The sequence below is a fragment of the Kitasatospora sp. GAS204B genome, assembly GCF_029892155.1.
In the GTDB taxonomy this organism is placed as follows: Bacteria; Actinomycetota; Actinomycetes; order Streptomycetales; family Streptomycetaceae; genus Kitasatospora.
On record NZ_JARZAG010000008.1, the window covers coordinates 258,437 to 273,605 of the forward strand.

Sequence of the window (15,169 nt, forward strand, 5' to 3'; positions counted from 1 at the left end):
CGGGAGTCTGTGGTCTTGATCGTCTGCCCGGGTGGGGCTGGAGCGGCGGTGCTGGCGGCAGCAAATCCGCTCGCCCGCCCAGGCGATCGGCGTTAGCGTCCGCGGGTGATGACAGCAGACGACGTACTGGCCATCCTCGCCATGCTGCGGCGGGCGGAGGTGGACATCTGGATCGGTGGTGGCTGGGGCGTCGATGCCCTCATTGGTGAGCAGACTCGCCAGCACCGTGACCTGGACCTGATGCACCGGAAGGACCAGGAGCCAGCGGTGATGGCGGCGCTCGCGGAAGCCGGCTTCGCCGAGACCCTCGATTGGCGGCCGGTGCGGTTCGTGGTCACCGACCCAAGCGGTCGAGAGATCGATCTGCACCCGCTGGTCTTCGCCGCCGACGGGTCCGCGGTCCAGGCCTCTACCGACGCCGAGCACCCATTCACCTATCCCGCCTCGTGCCTTGTCACGGGAAAGATCCGGGGGACCGTCGTTGGCTGCCTGTCACCCGAACAGCAGGTCTACTTCCACCAGGGCTACGAACCGGCGGATCGCGACCGTCACGACATGACACAACTCCGACAGGCCTTCGCCATCGCCACCCACTTCTGACCACCCTCTGAGCTGGCGGTTCCCGGACTACGTGACACGCTTGTTGGAGCCAAGTGGTCACGCTCGTTGATCTACCCGGGCGCCCCAAGCGGGGAGTCCAGCCGCGCTTGCTCCGTACCACCTGGCGCGCCTCCCCCTCGTGCCGGGTTCGGAGCGGAGTCGGCTCCCGTAGCGTTCGTGGAGGGGTGTTGATCAGATGGCCAGTCCGCTGAGGTAGAGGTCGCCCGCGCAGTCGAGGGTTTCTTCTGGAACGAAAACGTCCCGCCGGCCATGGGGAACCGGCGGGACGAGCTCGCTAAACCTGGATCACCTCAGGCATTGGCATCGCCCGGCCAGCCCTGAGCGCGGGACTCCGTGGAGTCCTCCGAACCGTCCAGCTCATTCGGCTGACTCGGTGTGTCCACAGAGTCGGTGCTGACCTCGGTCTTGTCGACCGGCGCGATACGGGGTGATACGCGACCTGGATCCACCATGGTGTCCTCCTATGTTGAATGCGCGTGAGTGCGCTTGGTGATTGCCGCTGAAACCCGGTTGGTTCCCGGCAGGTTCATGAGGGGTGGGGGCGGCGCAGTTGCTCACTCGACATCCTGAACAGCAGAAAATCGGCGCGGATGCCACGCTGCTCCACGTACTGGTTCTCCCGACCCTGCTGTTCGAAGCCCACTCGTCGGAGGAGCTTCGCGGACGCCGTGTTGCGGGCGTCACAGGTGGCCGCGATCCGTTTCACGCCCCTGGCGAAGAGGCGGTCCGCCACAGCGGTCATCGCTTCGGTCGCGTAGCCCCGGTGATGCGTGTCGGGGGCCAGCGTGATGCCCACCGTTGCCTGACCACGGCCGCTCTCCGTCGCGACAGCGAGATCACCGATCAGGCCGGGCCGCCGGTACAGCTCGATCGCGTACTGGAAGACGCCGGGCACGTCGGGATTCTCCGTGAGGTAGCCGGCAACGATCGCCTCTGCCTCCGCTTGATCGATCGGCGAGCACCAGGACTGGTAACGGGCGACACAGGGGTCGGAGCGGTACCGGGCCAGGGCCGGCGCATCGTCACGGCTGAACCGCCGTAGCCGAAGCCGACGGGTCACGATCTCGGTCATCCATCCCTGCCCTGGCAATACCGGATCTCGAAACCGGAACCGCGGCCTGTCAGAAGCAGCTCAATGCGCTGCCGCCGCAAGCCTCGGGGGTTGCCTGGCCTGCGGCTTCCACCGCGGTGTGCGGGGCTGAACCCGCGTAGGTCGGCGTGGCCGCGATGCCGAGCATCAAGGCCGCCACACCGACTATTACTCGAACTACCCGTCTGAGCACGATGGTCCTCCAAGGCCGCGACTGGAACGCTTGCTCTCAGTAGGTCAGTTGCCGGTAGACGACCGATCAACAACCGATAGACAGAGCAGCCGTCGGAATCGGCACGTGAGGCAGTACCCACCGGGACGATCGCCAAGCGGGACCCTCCCGCAGTACCCCAGCGGGTCCACCACGGGAGCCGGGGCCAAGGGGGGACAGCCCCGAGGAACGGAACGGGCAGGACACCGAGACCAGTCCCGCTGGGCATCGCCACCCGATACGACGAAACCCCAGACAGCAGCCCCGCCGGCCTCCATCTGCGGGAGAGTGATCTGGATCAAGGTCCTCACCAGGACCACCAATCGATCACGACTCGATACGCGCCGGCGTCGGCCTCGCGCAGTGGATTCCGCGATGGCGTCGCGCAGGTCCCCGGGCATCGGTGGAACTGCTCACCGAGGCTGCTCATTGCCCGCTGGGTACGCTCTCAAACGACGTCACCCCAAAGGGAGCATCATGGCCGGCTACATCACTGTCCTGACCACCACCGACAGCGCGGCGCGCGCCGAGGAACTTGCCCGCGCCGGTGTGAGCGCGCGGGTCGCGGCCTGCGCCCAGATCGACGGTCCGATCAAGTCTGTGTACTGGTGGGAGGGTTCCGTCCGGGCGGACGAGGAGTGGCGCGTGCTCTACAAGCCGGCACTACCGTCAAACCCGCGGCAACCGACGACAGGATGTCATCGCCGGCCTCGTCGGCATCACCCCCGACTACCTGGGCCAGATCGAACGAGGTCTCAAGATTCCCGCCATTCCTGTCCTGCACGCCATAGGAGAGGGCGGGCTTGTCGTTCATGGCCGCCCGGCCTCTCGTCGGCCGCGCCGTGAGACAGCTCGGCCTCTATCCCCGCAGAGGCGGCAGTCGAGCATGGCAAGATCGCGCTGTCAGCCCTGCAAGCGAGAGGCGTACGTTGAGCAAGTGGACCGTTTACGGTAGCCGCACCGTCTACACCAGCCCCTGGGTTGAGCTGGACCTGGTCGATGTCGAGCCTCCGGGTCAGCCCCGGTACGAGCACCACTTGGTGAAGTGGGCCCCGGTCGCCGCCACCGTGGTCCTCAACAACCGCGGCGAAGTGCTCATGATGTGGCGCCACCGCTTCGCCACCGACACATGGAACTGGGAGATCCCCTCCGGCATCGTCGAGGACGGCGAGACGCTGGCGGCCGCCGCCGCCCGTGAGGTCGAGGAGGAAACAGGATGGCGCGTCGCGTCGGTCGAGCCGCTGGCATACAACCAGCCGGTCGGCGGCATGTCGAACGCCGAGCACCACGTCTTCCTGGCCCGTGATGCCGTGTTCGTTGCGCCACCCGTCGACACGCACGAGGCCGACCGGATCGAGTGGATTCCGCTCAACAGGATCCAGAACATGATCGACCAGCGGGACATCGTGGCTGGGGTCGCCGTTACCGGTCTGCTGCAGCTCCTGGCCCGGCGCCCCTAACCAGCGTGTGCGGGCACGGCTGCGTTGGTGATTGCATCGCGCAGTTCGCCAACCAGTGGCATGCGGGCCGCGCGAGCGGGAATCGCTGCTGCGACCTCGCGTGCGCGGGAGATCACGATGCCGGTTCGGTGAGCGGTCGGGAGGGATTCCAGTGTGTGAACGCCCACCTGCGCAGCCGTGGCCACCTCTCCCACGCGGATGAGCCCCGCTGCTTGATCAAGCGCGATGAGCGCCCGGTCGAGGTGCTCGACCGGGGCGTACATCGTCAGTGCCTGGTCCAGCGCGTGCTGGGCGCGCCGGGTGTCGCCGAGCACCGTGTGCATGCTGCCGATGTGCCAGCGGAGCTGGCGCTCGGTGTATCCGTAGGCCGTGTCGGCTTTTTGATCATCACTCAGGCGGGCGAACGCGCGTTCTGCGATGTGCATCGCCTGGCGGGCATCGTCAGTACGGCCGACACGTGCGAGCGAGCGCGCCTCAAGAGCCGGGGCCCACGCGGCAGTGGCGCACGCACTGCTCCCGGCCACCAGCCGGGCCCGTTCAGCGAGTTCAGCAGCGGCCTGTGGTGAGCCGAAGTAGAACGGGATCACAGCTTCCCGAGCGAGGAGCCACGCTCTCAAAGCGCGGTCGCCGGTCTCCTCGGCGGCCAACTGTGCAGTGCGGAACCACGCGCGAGCCTCGCGGTGCTCGCCGAGCGCGACAAGCGCCATACCCGCGGTGCCTGCCAGCTGTGCAGTTACGTGGCAGAGCCGTCGGCGATACTCGGTGGACTGGCGCCGGGCGAGGTGGTGCTGGATCTCAACGAAATCAAGCACGCTCTCGGCGAGGAGCTGGTTCGGTGGGCTCATCTGGTACGAATGCCCATGCTCGGCCGCTGAGCGCTCCCACTGCTCCATCATCGTCTCACTGAGGCTCTCACCGAGGGTATCCGTCAGCGACCTGCGCACGTCGCCGAGGGCATCCAGCGCAGTTCCGGTAAGCGAAACTCCCGCCGATGCGAACAGACCACGCAGTATTGCGCGCCGATCGGAAATCTCCTTCGGAACGTCACCAGTGGAGGACCGCCTGGGGACCGCAGAAGGTGTCTCTCCGTCGCCCTGGTGCCCTGCTGGGGTGTAGTCCCGGCCGTAACCGAGCCGGTCTGGACGCGTCTCGTACAGACGACATAGGCCGTCCAGATTCACATCACCTGGTCGGCCCCGGCCGACTTCCCACACGGAGAGCTGCTGCATTGTCAGTCGACCCCCGGCCACGACGTACGCCGAGGTTGCCTGGCGTAACGTCCAACCCCGAGCCAGTCTCTGAGCCTGCAGGAGACTCACCTGGCACTCGTGTGCGATCCTCGCGGCGAGGCGCCACGCTGACCAGTCCTCAGCTGCCGCCTGCTGTCGCAGGTGCGCTACAACCAGCCTGTGATTGATCCGGGACATGGGACCACGGTAGACCCGACTGGATGCCAGGCGTCGCCGGTTTGGACAGACGCATATGAACAGCAGGCGAGTCTTCACGAGCAGCTTATGAACAACAGCCGCTTTCACGACCAGGCTGCCATTGGCGCCGATGTGGAAATGCCCGACGCTCTGGGCATGGCAGATCTTGCAGAGCCCCTGCCGCAGCCCGCTATCGGGCTGCCGCTTGTGGACGGAGTCCTGACTGATGATCAGCAGCGCTCGGGCTGTGTCGGCTGCGGTGCCGAGTCGGCCCCGCACCTCGGCGAATCGCGGACGACCCGGGTGGCGGCCGGCGTGGTGCGAGACGAGCGCGTGCGCCGCTGCACCCCGTGCCAGTGCAAGCACCGCTCGGGGCATGCGGGGGTAGCGGCGTGATCGAGACCGACACCCGGCACCCGGGCCTTCACCGCACTGCCCATGCCTTCCTGGAGCGGCACACTCTGCACCATGACCCGATGAGCTACCTGGATCACGGCTACGTGAAGCTGTTCCTGGCCGGGTGGCGGGGCTCGACCGGCGAGCCGCTGGAACTGGCCGCGTGCTGGGGCCTGTTGGTGTGGCGGCTCGATGACGTGCTCGATACGGAGTTGCGCGACGCGGAGCCGACGGCGGTCGAAGTGCTCGTCGACCGGCTGCTCGATGTCCTGGACGGGGAGCCCACCGAGCCCGCCGATCACCCCACCGCGCGGGCCCTCGCCGAGCTGGTCCAGCGGACCCGGGCGGCGATGCCGGAGGACTGGTGGACGCGCTACACGGCCGAGTTGGACGCGTGGATCCACGCGGCGGCCGACAAGCTGGAAGGCTACATCCGCCCGCGCCGCACACCGACGCTACGGGAGTACCTGACGCTACGACCGATCGACGGCGGCATGCTGCTCGCCGCGATGTGGACCGAACTCGCCCTGCAGTGCGTCACCCCCGACTGGAACAGCCTGCCGGTCAACTCCCTCCTCAGCTGCTTCTCGACGATCGGCACCCTCACCAACGACCTCGCGGCCGACACGGCCAACCGCCAGGGGGACACCTTCACCGCGCAAGACGCCCTGGCCCGCACCACCGGGCTGTCCGCCGAGCAGGCCCGCCAGCGAGTGCGGGAGCAACTGACGGCCGAGAAAGCGCGCTTCTGGTTCCTCCTGACCGCCATCCGCGCCGACGTTCGCACCTGCGACCCCCAAGACCCGATGCCGCTCTCCCCGGTCACGCTGCGGTTCGCGCTGGCACTCGACCAGTTCGGGCAGGCGCTCACCAACTGGACACTCACCAGCTCCAGATACCGAGCGGACAGCATCGCTCAGCCGCCAGTACCCGAGGGTCCGGCGCCGGGCTGGACGCTGCACCAGCCGTTCGAGCCGTCCAGCGCGAAGCAGGACCTGCGACAAGTCATCGCCGCCGCCGCCGAACTGGAACAGCACGGGGTAACGACCGCAGCCGAACAACTGATCCGGCTGGCAGGGCTGACCATGCGCCTCGTCCACCGGATCGCCGAGGACCTGGAACAACGGCTCGGGCGCCAGTCCGCTGCCGCACTGATCGAGGAGAAGAGCCGATGACGCCCTACCAGACCACGGCGCTCGCCGAACTGCAGGCCCTCGGCCGCCAGTTGGACGCCGCAGCGAAGCAAGGATCCGACGCCACCGTGCTCGACCCGCTGCTCGCCGACATGCGGCACCTGCACCAGGGGATCACCGACCACCTGGCAGACGGCCTCGGCCCGCCGCGCAGCGCCGCAACTCCCGCGCGGCCTCCAGCCTCCCTCCGTGCAGCCGGTCACGCTCGATCACCGGGGTAGGCGCGACCACTCGAGCTGCGCTGCACCAGATCGCCGGCCCGGGCTGCGCCCTTCGATCGTCCTCATCGCTGGTCAGTGGTGCTCGTCGTGCTCGCCGCGGGGCCAGGGGCGGGCAGTGGCTCCCTGTGCGTCGTCGGCCCAGGTGCTCTCGGGAACCCTGCGCGCCGGGGCAGACGATCGGCGAAAATCGCGTGACCCTACCAATGGCACCCGCGACACTGACGCCATGACCGGTTCGGCACCACCTCAACTGCTTCGACCGCGTGCCCTGCGGCCCGGAGACCTCGTGGTCATCGCCGCGCTGTCCGGCCCGCTGCCAGCCGCCTACGAGCCCAACGTCCAGCGGACGGTGGAGCTGTTCGAGCGGATGGGGTTCCGCGTGCGGCGGGCTCCGCTGCTCGAAGCAGGACGGCGCCGTTGGTGGAGCGCGGCCACGCCGGTCGAGATCGCTGCGGAGCTCAACGGTCTTCTGCGTGATCCCGAGGTGCGCGCGATCGTCGCGAGTGACGGCGGCCAGACGGCGCTCGGCTACCTCGACCTGATCGACGTCGACGCGATCAGGGCCGACCCCAAGCCGATCCTCGGTTACAGCGACATCTCGCTACTGCATCTGGTGCTCCATGCGCGCACGGGCCTGGTCGGGTTCCAAGCCGACATGGCCGTCCCCGGCTTCGGCGGCTCTTGGCAGGCTGCGCCCGTGGCGCGCCAGGCGGAGCTCGAGAAGCTCTACTGCAGGTTGCTGACCGGTACCGAGGCGATCGGTGCGTTGCCCGCGAGCCCATCGTGGGAGTGCTGGCGTCCTGGTCGCGCCGAAGGGCGGCTGATCGGCGGGGTGATCAACCGCATCGCGCTGGCGCAGGCGACGCCCTTCGCGCTGCCGCTCGACCGGTTCGACGGTGCCGTGCTGTTCTGGGAGGAGATGGGCGGCCTGGCCTCGTACGTGTGGAGCTATCTGCAGGTGATGCGACACTGCGGCATCCTCGACCGGATCTCCGGCATGGTCGTGGGCGTGCCGCGCGAGATCAGCGGACTCGAGCCCGGCGCGTCCCCGTCCCTGCGCGAGATCGTCCTCGACGTCCTCGGCGACCGTGACATCCCGGTCCTGGGCAACGTCGAGTTCGGGCATGCCGGCCCGAATCTGCCGATGCCGGTCGGCGTTCGCGTCGGCCTCGATGCGCGCCAGCGGACGTTGTCGCTGCTCGAACCGGCGGTAGGGCCGCACGCGATGACGGGCCCGGTCGGCTGAGCACCGGGGCTCACTGAGCCGACCCCGGCAGCAGCCTCCGGGGCCGACTCATGGAGGACGACGGGTCGGCGAGGTGCGGGCCGCAGGTCAGCCGTAGTTGTGATCCAGGGCCCCGCTGGTGGTGTACCGCAGGAGAGCGATCCTGTTGTCGGTCGTGCCGGCGAGGATGGCACGACCCGCGCCGTCCAGCACGACGCCCGCGATGGTGTCCGCGCTGCCGCCGCCGAGGGCTGCCTGCGCGACGCCGTTGGTGCCGTACTGGGTGGCCGGTGTGCCGCCGGCGGTGTAGCGCAGGGCGGTGGCCTTGCCGTCGGGGGTGGTTCCCGCGACGGTGATGTCGCTCTTCCAGACGTTGATGGTGGTCGCGGTGCCCTTGGTCGTGGCGGTGGCGACGCCCGTGGTGGCGAAGGTCCGGTCGATGGCTCCGGCGGAGGTGTAGCGGGCGACGGCGAAGTGGCCGTCGACGGTGCCGGCGACCAGGATGCGTTCGCTGGAGTCGAGGGCCATGACGGGCCCGGTGTGGATGGCTCGCCGGTCGCTGGTGACGACCTTCCCGCCGGTGCCGAACGCGTTGTCGAGACGGCCCGCAGGGGTGAGGCCTGCCATGGCGAACTTGTCTTCGGTCGCGCCGGACTTGCGCGTGGTGCCGACGACGTCGACCCGGCCCAGGCTGCGGACCGCCAGGGCCGCGCCGCTCTCGGCGCCGCCGAAGTCGATCCGGGCGATCCCGTTCTTGCCGTAGCGGTGGTCCAACTGCCCGGCCTTGCAGGTGGATTCGTTGCCGGAGCAGTACTTGACCACGGCGATGTGGCCCTGGGTGCTGGCCAGCAGGTAGGGCTCGCCGGCAGAGCCGAGCGTGAGCCCGGTGGCCGCGTCGTCGGTGCCGCCGAGGTCGGTGATGCGGTACCCGGTGCCGTTGAACGTGGTGTCAGGACGGCCGTTGGCGGTCAACCGCGCGACGACGACGTCACCGCCCACGGTGCCGGCCACGACGACCTTGGTGCCGCTGATGCCGATCGCTGCGGCGCCGGCCGCACCGGCGCTCTTGGGCAGCGGCACGGTGGCGATGCCGTGCTCTCCCCAGGTGTCGTTGAGCTTCCCGCCGGGCGTGTACTTCGCCACGATGATCCTGCCGTTGCTGGTGGCGACGACCCCGGCCGAGCCGTCAGGGAAGACCTCGATGGAAGCGACCGACACACCGCCCTTGACCGTGGTGACGACAACTCCGGCAGAACGGTTGGCCGTTGCCCAGGCCTGGCCCGTCGGCACGACGGCGGTGAACGCGGTGAACGCGGTGACCGCGGTGAGCAACGGGAGCGCGGCCAGCGCCGTGGCGGTGCGGCGCGAGGCGGGTGGTGTGGTCAATCCGTTTCCTTATCAACCGGAACCGGCAGCAGCCCGATTCCTCACGCTATTTGATGAACCATCACTTGTTGATGAGTAATCAACTGATCACGAACAGTAGCATCTTGCGCGTCGAGCCCTGCGGATCGCGGGCTCCCGTACCCCCGAACGAGGCTGATGTGAAAAGAACACGACACTCCTGGCTGACAGCCGGCACCGCACTGGCCCTGGCCGGCGGACTGGGCGCCGTGTCCGCACCGGCGGCGCAGGCCGCCAAGCAGGACCCCCTGGTCGTGACCCAGGTCGGCGTACCCGGCGCCCGCACGGGGGGTGTGCTGGAGTTCGACGGCTCCAACGAAGACGATCTGACGTCCCACGGCGTCTACGGAGTGGTCTACCGCAACAACAAGGCGAAGAACGCCTGCACGGGCATCGACGGTCCGAACATCAATCCGTTCGACGAGTCGACCCACAAGAAGTGGCGGCGCGCACGGGACGAGTTCACAGCGACCGGCAAGACCAAAACGCTGCAGCCGAACTCGTCGACGACCGTCAGTTCGGACGAGTCCAAGACCACTCACTGGTCGGTGAGTGCCACCACGGAGGTCGACAGCGGACTCAAGTGGGTCTCCAGCATCAAGGTCAGCATCACGGGGAGCTACGGCGAGGACAAGACCGTCTCCGAAGGCCAGTCGGACACCGCCACCAACCCGACCTCCGACATGACCCAGCGTGTCGCGATGGGCGTCATGTCCGACGTGTGGGCGGTGCAGACGCTGCCCTGGCGGTACGGCTGGCGCAACAAGGGCGACAAGATCTACGTCGGCGACACCGCGAACAGCATCGCCGAGCGCTACACCGTGCCCAACGCCGGCTGCTACAAGACCGGTTACTTCCACGCCCTGAAGATCCCCGCGAGCGTCGGGTTCGGCGTCGTCGAGCAGTATCCCGCGAGCCAGACGGAGCCGAACTGCCCCTTCCGGATCGAGGGTGACGACGTCCAGCTGCACCCGGCTCTGAAGGCCGGCGAACCCGACACCGCCAGCAACGACCCCAAGTACGCCATCCCCGCAGGCACCTGCGTCACACGCTCGGACGGCGCCCAGGACAAGATCGTCACCGAGACCGACGAGGACGGCCGGGTCACCGGCCGCAGCGCCTGGGTCGAACTGGCCACCTGGCCCAAGAAGGGCAAGAAGTGCCTCGGCCCCTTCGCGGCCAGCTGCAGCAAGAACTTCTGGGTCAGCACCAACGACGTCGACGACCTCGAGGTCAAGCCGCCGGCGCTGGACACGTGGGGCAACCAGACCACCTTCACGATCCGACCGACCACTGCCTCGAACGACTCCCTGGTCGGAACGCACGGGGACTTCAACGCCGTCTACGCCGTCGACGGCTACACGGGGAACTGGCAGCTCCTCAGCAAGAACGGCGGCCTGTGGCAACTCAAGCAGACCGGCAGCACCAGCACCCGGGACGGCCAGTGCATGATCATCGGCACGCACCAGTACGGGGAAGGCGGCATGCTGGACAACTGCGGCGACAACTCCAACCAGCAGTTCAAGGTCGTCTTCGCGGGCCAGGGCTCCTTCTACATCCAGTCGAAGCAGTCGCCCGACAAGTGCCTCACCCGGAACACCTCCGGCGCTAACTACACCCTCTTCGCCAAGTGCAACGGCACCGACAACAACCAGCACTGGTCCTTCACCAAGGCCTGAGCACGAACCGGGGATGCTGTGCCCACCCAACGCTGGGCACAGCATCTCGATCCTCGGCTCCGGCCACGTCACGGTTCGCCGTTTATCGATCGTGTAACGCGCCGCCCTAGCATCCCCTGCCGACAGAGGTTCGGTATCGAACCAGTACTCTCGCCGCAAGGGGACGCGTGTGCAGGAAGACCGGCCGACCGAGCCACTCGGGTTCTCGCTGCTGGGTCCGCTGCGCGCCTGCCGTGGCGCGGCGCCGGTGGCGCTGGGCAGCCCGCAGCAACAAGGGGTGCTGGCCGTGCTGCTGTTGCGGCCGAACGGCGCGGCGGGGGCCGAGGACCTGATCGACGCGCTCTGGGGCGGCGAGCCGCCGCCGGCCGCGGTGACCACCATCCGCACCTACGTCTACCGGCTGCGGCGGGCGCTGGAGCTGCGGCCGGCCGAACCCTCGGTGCTGGTCTCCGCCGGCGCCGGGTACCGGCTGCTGTTGCCGCCGACAGCCGTGGACGTACGGCTGGTCGAGCAGTCGGCCGCCGCCGCGCGGACGGCGACGGGTGCGGGTCGACCGGACGAGGCCCGCCGGCTGCTGGACCAGGCGCTCGCCCGCTGGCAGGGCGAGCCGCTCACCGGCGTGCCGGGCCCGTACGCGCAGCGGCAGCGCCACAGGCTGGTCGAGCTGCGGCTCGCGCTGCTGGAGGAGCGGCTGGCCCTGGAGGTCGTCTTCGGCCACCCGGGCGCCTGCCTGCCCGAGTTGACCGCGCTCACCGCCGAGCACCCGTTGCGCGAGCGGCCGCACGGCCTGCTGATGTGGGCGCTGCGCCGCAGCGGCCGGCAGGCGGACGCGCTCGCGGTCTACCGCGCCGTACGCGAGCAGCTGGTGGCGGAGCTGGGGGTGGAACCGGGCCCGGAGCTGACCGCGCTGCACCGGCACATCCTCACCGGTGCACAGGAGCCGCCGACCCGGCTCTTCGGCTTCCCGGCGCCGTCGGCCACGCTGCGAACGGGCGCCCCGGCCGACCTGCCGGCCGACTCACCGGCCGACCCACCCGCCGACCCGCGACCCGCCGTGCGGCCCGACTCGGCACGCCCCGACCCGGCGGCGCCCGCCAGCCTCCCTACGCCGGCCCAACTTCCGCCCAGCTCACCGGACTTCATCGGCCGCGCCGACCAGATCGAACGGATCGGCCGGGCGCTGACCGCACCCGAACGGCGGATGCCCCCGATCGTGGTGCTGGCCGGCATGGGCGGGGTGGGAAAGACCACCCTCGCCGTGCACGCGGCCCACCGCGCCCGGGCGGCGTTCCCCGGCGGTGCGCTCTACGCGGACCTGCGCGGCGCCGATGCCCGCCCCGCCGACCCGGCCGACGTGCTGGCCGGCTTCCTGGCCGCGCTCGGGGTGTCACCCGAGGCGGTGCCCGAGAGTGAGGCGGAACGCTCGGCGCTCTTCCGCTCCGCAGTGGACGGGCGGCGGCTGCTGGTCGTGCTGGACAACGCCCGGGACAGCGCGCAGCTCCAACCGCTGCTGCCGGGCGCCCCGGACTGCGCGGCACTGGTCACCGGCCGCACGCTGGCGGTGGGCCGGCTGCCGGCCCTGCTGCGGCTGGACGTCGCGGTGTTCACCGACGCCGAGGCGACCGAGCTGCTCGACCAGGTGATCGGCGCGCACCGGCGGTCCGCCGAGCCCGCGGCGGCGCTCGACCTGGTCCGGGCCTGCGGCCATCTGCCGCTGGCGGTACGGATCGTGGCCACCCGGCTGGCCGCCCGGCCGCACTGGACGCTGCGCAGCCTCAGCCGGCGGCTGGCCGACGAGCGGCGCCGGATCGACGAGTTGCGGGTGGCGGACCTGACCGTCGAGGCGGTGTTCGAACTCGGCTACCGGCAGCTCACCGCCGAGCAGGCACGGGCCTTCCGGCTGGCTTCCTGGGCCGAGGGACCGGATATCGGCCTGGGCGCGGCGACGGCACTGCTCGACCTGCCGGAGCGGGTGGCCGAGGAACTGCTGGAGTCACTGGTGGACGCGGCGATGCTGGACTCCCCGTCGGCCGGCCGCTACCGCTACCACGACCTGCTGCGGGTCTTCGCCCGGCGGGTCTCGCTCGCCACCGACCCGGCCGAGTCGGCCGGCGCCCGGCACCGGCTGCTGGGCCACCTGCTGATCGGCTGCCGGGCGGCGTTCCGGCTGGCCGTACCCGGGGACCCGGTCTCCGAGAGCCTGGGCGCCGAGCTGGGCACGGCCGACGACGGCACGGCCGGGCCCGCCGGGCCGGCCTTCCACGGGCTGGCCGAGGCCCGGCGCTGGGCCGATGTGGAGGCCGCCGGCGCGATCGACCTGGCCCGTCGGCTGGCCGAGACGGCCGAGGAACCGGTAGGCGCTGCAACGCTCCTCGGAGAACAGCAATCTGACGGTCCATCACCTGCCGAGCTGCGCGCCGCCGCCGACCTGCTGATCGGCCTCGGCCCGCTGACCCGGGCGGTCGGCGGCTCGAGCGCGCTGGCCGCCGCCCGGGCCCTGGCGGCCGCCGCCGTGACCGGTGGGGACCGGTACGCGGAGGGGCGGGCCCGCTTCCTCTGCGGCACCCTGCTGCTCGGCATGACCCGGCTCGACCAGGCCGGGACCGAGGCGGGCCTGGCCACCCGGGCCGCCCGGGAGTGCGGGGACACCCTGGTGCTGCGTCAGGCGCTGAACGACCTGGGGTTGATCGCCCAGGCGCTGGGCCGCAACGAGGAGGCGATCGGCTGCTTCGACGAGGTGGTGGCGCTGGCCGAGCGGCTCGGGCAGCGCTCGGGCGCGGTGGCCGGGACGGTCAACGCGGCGCTCTCCCGGGTCCGTTGCGGCCAGGCGGGGGTGGCGGCGCTGACCTGCGAGCGGGTGCTTCCGGTCGCCCGCGAGCTGGGTGACGCCAACGGGACCGCCTACACGCTCTACGTGCTGGGGCTGGCCCTGCACCAACTCGGCCGGCACGCCGAGGCGGCGGCCCGACTGCGCGAGTGCGTGGCGCTCGCGGCGGCGACCGGCCGGCTGGACCGGGAGTCGCTGGCCTGTTCCCGGCTCGCGGACACCCTGAGCGTCCTGGGCCGCCACGACGAGGCGGTCCGCGAGGCCGAGCGGGCGGTGTCGATCAGCGGCGAGGGCGCCGAACGGAACCTCGGCTACGCGCTGGCGGCGCTCGGCGGGGCGCTGGCCGGGGCCGGACGGCCGGCCGAGGCCCGCGCACGGCTGACCGAGGCCCACGCGATCCTGGTCCGCCTCGGGCTGCCCGAGGCGGACCAGGTGCGAGCTCGGCTGGACCGCGTGCCCGCCGGTGCACCGGCGGGCACGCCGGACGCCGACCGCGGTCAGATCTGGGCCCAGCCCGGCCCGCACGAGGCTCCGGTGCCGTTGTACTCGCTCTCCAGTTGACCCGGCGCGGTGTAGCAGGAATCCGCCAGCAGGCGCCCGGTGCCGACCGGAGCGACGCCGGCACCGGCGCCGGCCCCGGGCCCGGCCGCGCCACCGGGCGCGCCGGTGCCACCGAGGATGCCGCCGAGCACGGCGACGAGCAGCAGCAGGGCCGGCGCGGAGCCGGCCGCGAGTCGGCCGGCCACCGGGCGGCGCGTGCGGACGTGGTCGTTCATGGGCGGTAGCGCCTTTCATGGCTGAAGCGCCCGGCCGGTCAGGGAGACTCGGCCGGGCGCTGCTGAAGGGAGTTGCACGTTCGGATCAACCGGTCGGTGCGGCGGGGCCGCCGACCGGCAGGCGGTCAGTGACCGCGGACCGTCAGTAGATCAGGTCCGGGCTGGTCTGGTAGTCGTAGCCACTGCCGTTGTTCCAGTACACCCGCAGCTCGCTCTTGTAGTCGTGGCCCGAGCTCGGGTTGGGGAGCAGCGTGCCCTGGTAGTGCGTGTAGCCGGAGCCGCAGGCGAACCAGTTGTCCCAGTGGGTGTTGGTCGTGTAGTCCCAGAGGATCACGTCGACCGAACAGGCGTTGGACTGCAGGTTGGTGTAGGCGTCCGAGTTGACGGCCCCGCTGGCGGTCGCGCTGACGCAGCCCTGCTCCCAGGCCGGGCCGCCGCAACCGCCGCCGGAGGTCGCCGAGGCGCTGCCTGCGGCCGCCAGGCCGAGCCCGCCGGCCAGGGCCGCACCGGCGAAGGCCAGCGCGGTGATCCGCTTGATGCCGCGAGTGTTCATGTCGTTCCCATCGTTGCGAGTTCCCGGCCGGGTCGGCCGGACAGGCATCACCATCCGCGAGCGGCATCGACAGCGGTTCGACGCTC

General features: G+C 70.3%; 14 protein-coding genes. 9 read left to right on the forward strand and 5 right to left on the reverse strand.

Annotation, left to right across the window (positions count from 1 at the left end; all coding sequences use genetic code 11):
- The first annotated feature begins 108 nt into the window (after positions 1-108).
- The gene (locus tag P3T41_RS14090) at positions 109-600 is read left to right on the forward strand and encodes an amino acid transporter (protein ID WP_280690201.1); all 492 of its coding nucleotides are present in this window, start codon (positions 109-111) and stop codon (positions 598-600) included.
- 547 nt (positions 601-1,147) lie between these two features.
- On the opposite strand, the gene P3T41_RS14095 is transcribed toward P3T41_RS14090, so the two are convergent.
- Positions 1,148-1,693 carry a GNAT family N-acetyltransferase gene (locus P3T41_RS14095; protein WP_280690150.1) on the reverse strand — a complete coding sequence of 182 codons (546 nt, stop codon included), beginning with the start codon at positions 1,691-1,693 and terminating at the stop codon, positions 1,148-1,150.
- 706 nt (positions 1,694-2,399) lie between these two features.
- On the opposite strand from P3T41_RS14095, the gene cutA reads away from it, so the two are divergent.
- On the forward strand, positions 2,400-2,768 hold the full coding sequence (gene cutA / locus P3T41_RS14100; RefSeq protein ID WP_280690151.1) for a divalent cation tolerance protein CutA: 369 nt from the start codon (positions 2,400-2,402) through the stop codon (positions 2,766-2,768).
- 83 nt (positions 2,769-2,851) lie between these two features.
- Positions 2,852-3,382, forward strand: a complete 531-nt coding sequence (locus P3T41_RS14105; protein WP_280690152.1) for an NUDIX domain-containing protein — start codon at positions 2,852-2,854, stop codon at positions 3,380-3,382.
- Here P3T41_RS14105 and P3T41_RS14110 read toward each other — a convergent pair.
- The gene (locus P3T41_RS14110) at positions 3,379-4,326 is read right to left on the reverse strand and encodes a hypothetical protein (protein ID WP_280690153.1); all 948 of its coding nucleotides are present in this window, start codon (positions 4,324-4,326) and stop codon (positions 3,379-3,381) included. The two genes, P3T41_RS14105 and P3T41_RS14110, sit on opposite strands and share 4 nt — an antisense overlap.
- A gap of 570 nt (positions 4,327-4,896) precedes the next feature.
- Between P3T41_RS14110 and P3T41_RS14115 the strand changes: the two genes are divergently transcribed.
- The 4 genes from P3T41_RS14115 (at position 4,897) to P3T41_RS14130 (ending at position 7,865) form a co-directional block, all read left to right on the forward strand.
- Positions 4,897-5,205 (forward strand): hypothetical protein, encoded by a 309-nt coding sequence (locus P3T41_RS14115; protein ID WP_280690154.1) that lies wholly within the window; start codon positions 4,897-4,899, stop codon positions 5,203-5,205.
- A gap of 80 nt (positions 5,206-5,285) precedes the next feature.
- Positions 5,286-6,380, forward strand: coding sequence for a terpene synthase family protein (locus P3T41_RS14120; RefSeq protein WP_280690155.1), 1,095 nt, complete (start codon positions 5,286-5,288; stop codon positions 6,378-6,380).
- Positions 6,377-6,619, forward strand: a complete 243-nt coding sequence (locus tag P3T41_RS14125; protein WP_280690156.1) for a hypothetical protein — start codon at positions 6,377-6,379, stop codon at positions 6,617-6,619. Before P3T41_RS14120 ends, P3T41_RS14125 begins: the two co-directional genes overlap by 4 nt.
- 226 nt (positions 6,620-6,845) lie before the next feature.
- Complete coding sequence (locus P3T41_RS14130) at positions 6,846-7,865, forward strand: LD-carboxypeptidase (protein WP_280690157.1); 1,020 nt, start codon at positions 6,846-6,848, stop codon at positions 7,863-7,865.
- Between the two features lie 87 nt (positions 7,866-7,952).
- Here P3T41_RS14130 and P3T41_RS14135 read toward each other — a convergent pair whose 3' ends face one another.
- Complete coding sequence (locus P3T41_RS14135; protein ID WP_280690158.1) at positions 7,953-9,230, reverse strand: hypothetical protein; 1,278 nt, start codon at positions 9,228-9,230, stop codon at positions 7,953-7,955.
- 158 nt (positions 9,231-9,388) lie between these two features.
- Here P3T41_RS14135 and P3T41_RS14140 point away from each other — a divergent pair, with 158 nt between their 5' ends.
- The gene (locus tag P3T41_RS14140) at positions 9,389-10,927 is read left to right on the forward strand and encodes a hypothetical protein (RefSeq protein ID WP_280690159.1); all 1,539 of its coding nucleotides are present in this window, start codon (positions 9,389-9,391) and stop codon (positions 10,925-10,927) included.
- Positions 10,928-11,096: 169 nt separating this feature from the next.
- On the forward strand, positions 11,097-14,315 hold the full coding sequence (locus tag P3T41_RS14145) for an AfsR/SARP family transcriptional regulator (RefSeq protein ID WP_280690160.1): 3,219 nt from the start codon (positions 11,097-11,099) through the stop codon (positions 14,313-14,315).
- Here P3T41_RS14145 and P3T41_RS14150 read toward each other — a convergent pair.
- Positions 14,252-14,530 carry a hypothetical protein gene (locus P3T41_RS14150; protein ID WP_280690161.1) on the reverse strand — a complete coding sequence of 93 codons (279 nt, stop codon included), beginning with the start codon at positions 14,528-14,530 and terminating at the stop codon, positions 14,252-14,254. The two genes, P3T41_RS14145 and P3T41_RS14150, sit on opposite strands and share 64 nt — an antisense overlap.
- A gap of 142 nt (positions 14,531-14,672) precedes the next feature.
- Positions 14,673-15,083, reverse strand: a complete 411-nt coding sequence (locus P3T41_RS14155) for a hypothetical protein (protein ID WP_280690162.1) — start codon at positions 15,081-15,083, stop codon at positions 14,673-14,675.
- Between the last annotated feature and the right edge of the window lie 86 nt (positions 15,084-15,169).

Excerpts from the sequence above, each read along its gene's own strand:
- P3T41_RS14090 (WP_280690201.1), top strand. The coding sequence starts at position 109 with ATGACAGCAGACGACGTACTGGCCATCCTCGCCATGCTGCGGCGGGCG.
- P3T41_RS14095 (WP_280690150.1), bottom strand. The coding sequence starts at position 1,693 with ATGACCGAGATCGTGACCCGTCGGCTTCGGCTACGGCGGTTCAGCCGT.
- cutA (WP_280690151.1), top strand. The coding sequence starts at position 2,400 with ATGGCCGGCTACATCACTGTCCTGACCACCACCGACAGCGCGGCGCGC.
- P3T41_RS14115 (WP_280690154.1), top strand. The coding sequence starts at position 4,897 with ATGAACAACAGCCGCTTTCACGACCAGGCTGCCATTGGCGCCGATGTG.
- P3T41_RS14120 (WP_280690155.1), top strand. The coding sequence starts at position 5,286 with ATGAGCTACCTGGATCACGGCTACGTGAAGCTGTTCCTGGCCGGGTGG.
- P3T41_RS14125 (WP_280690156.1), top strand. The coding sequence starts at position 6,377 with ATGACGCCCTACCAGACCACGGCGCTCGCCGAACTGCAGGCCCTCGGC.
- P3T41_RS14130 (WP_280690157.1), top strand. The coding sequence starts at position 6,846 with ATGACCGGTTCGGCACCACCTCAACTGCTTCGACCGCGTGCCCTGCGG.
- P3T41_RS14150 (WP_280690161.1), bottom strand. The coding sequence starts at position 14,530 with ATGAACGACCACGTCCGCACGCGCCGCCCGGTGGCCGGCCGACTCGCG.
- P3T41_RS14155 (WP_280690162.1), bottom strand. The coding sequence starts at position 15,083 with ATGAACACTCGCGGCATCAAGCGGATCACCGCGCTGGCCTTCGCCGGT.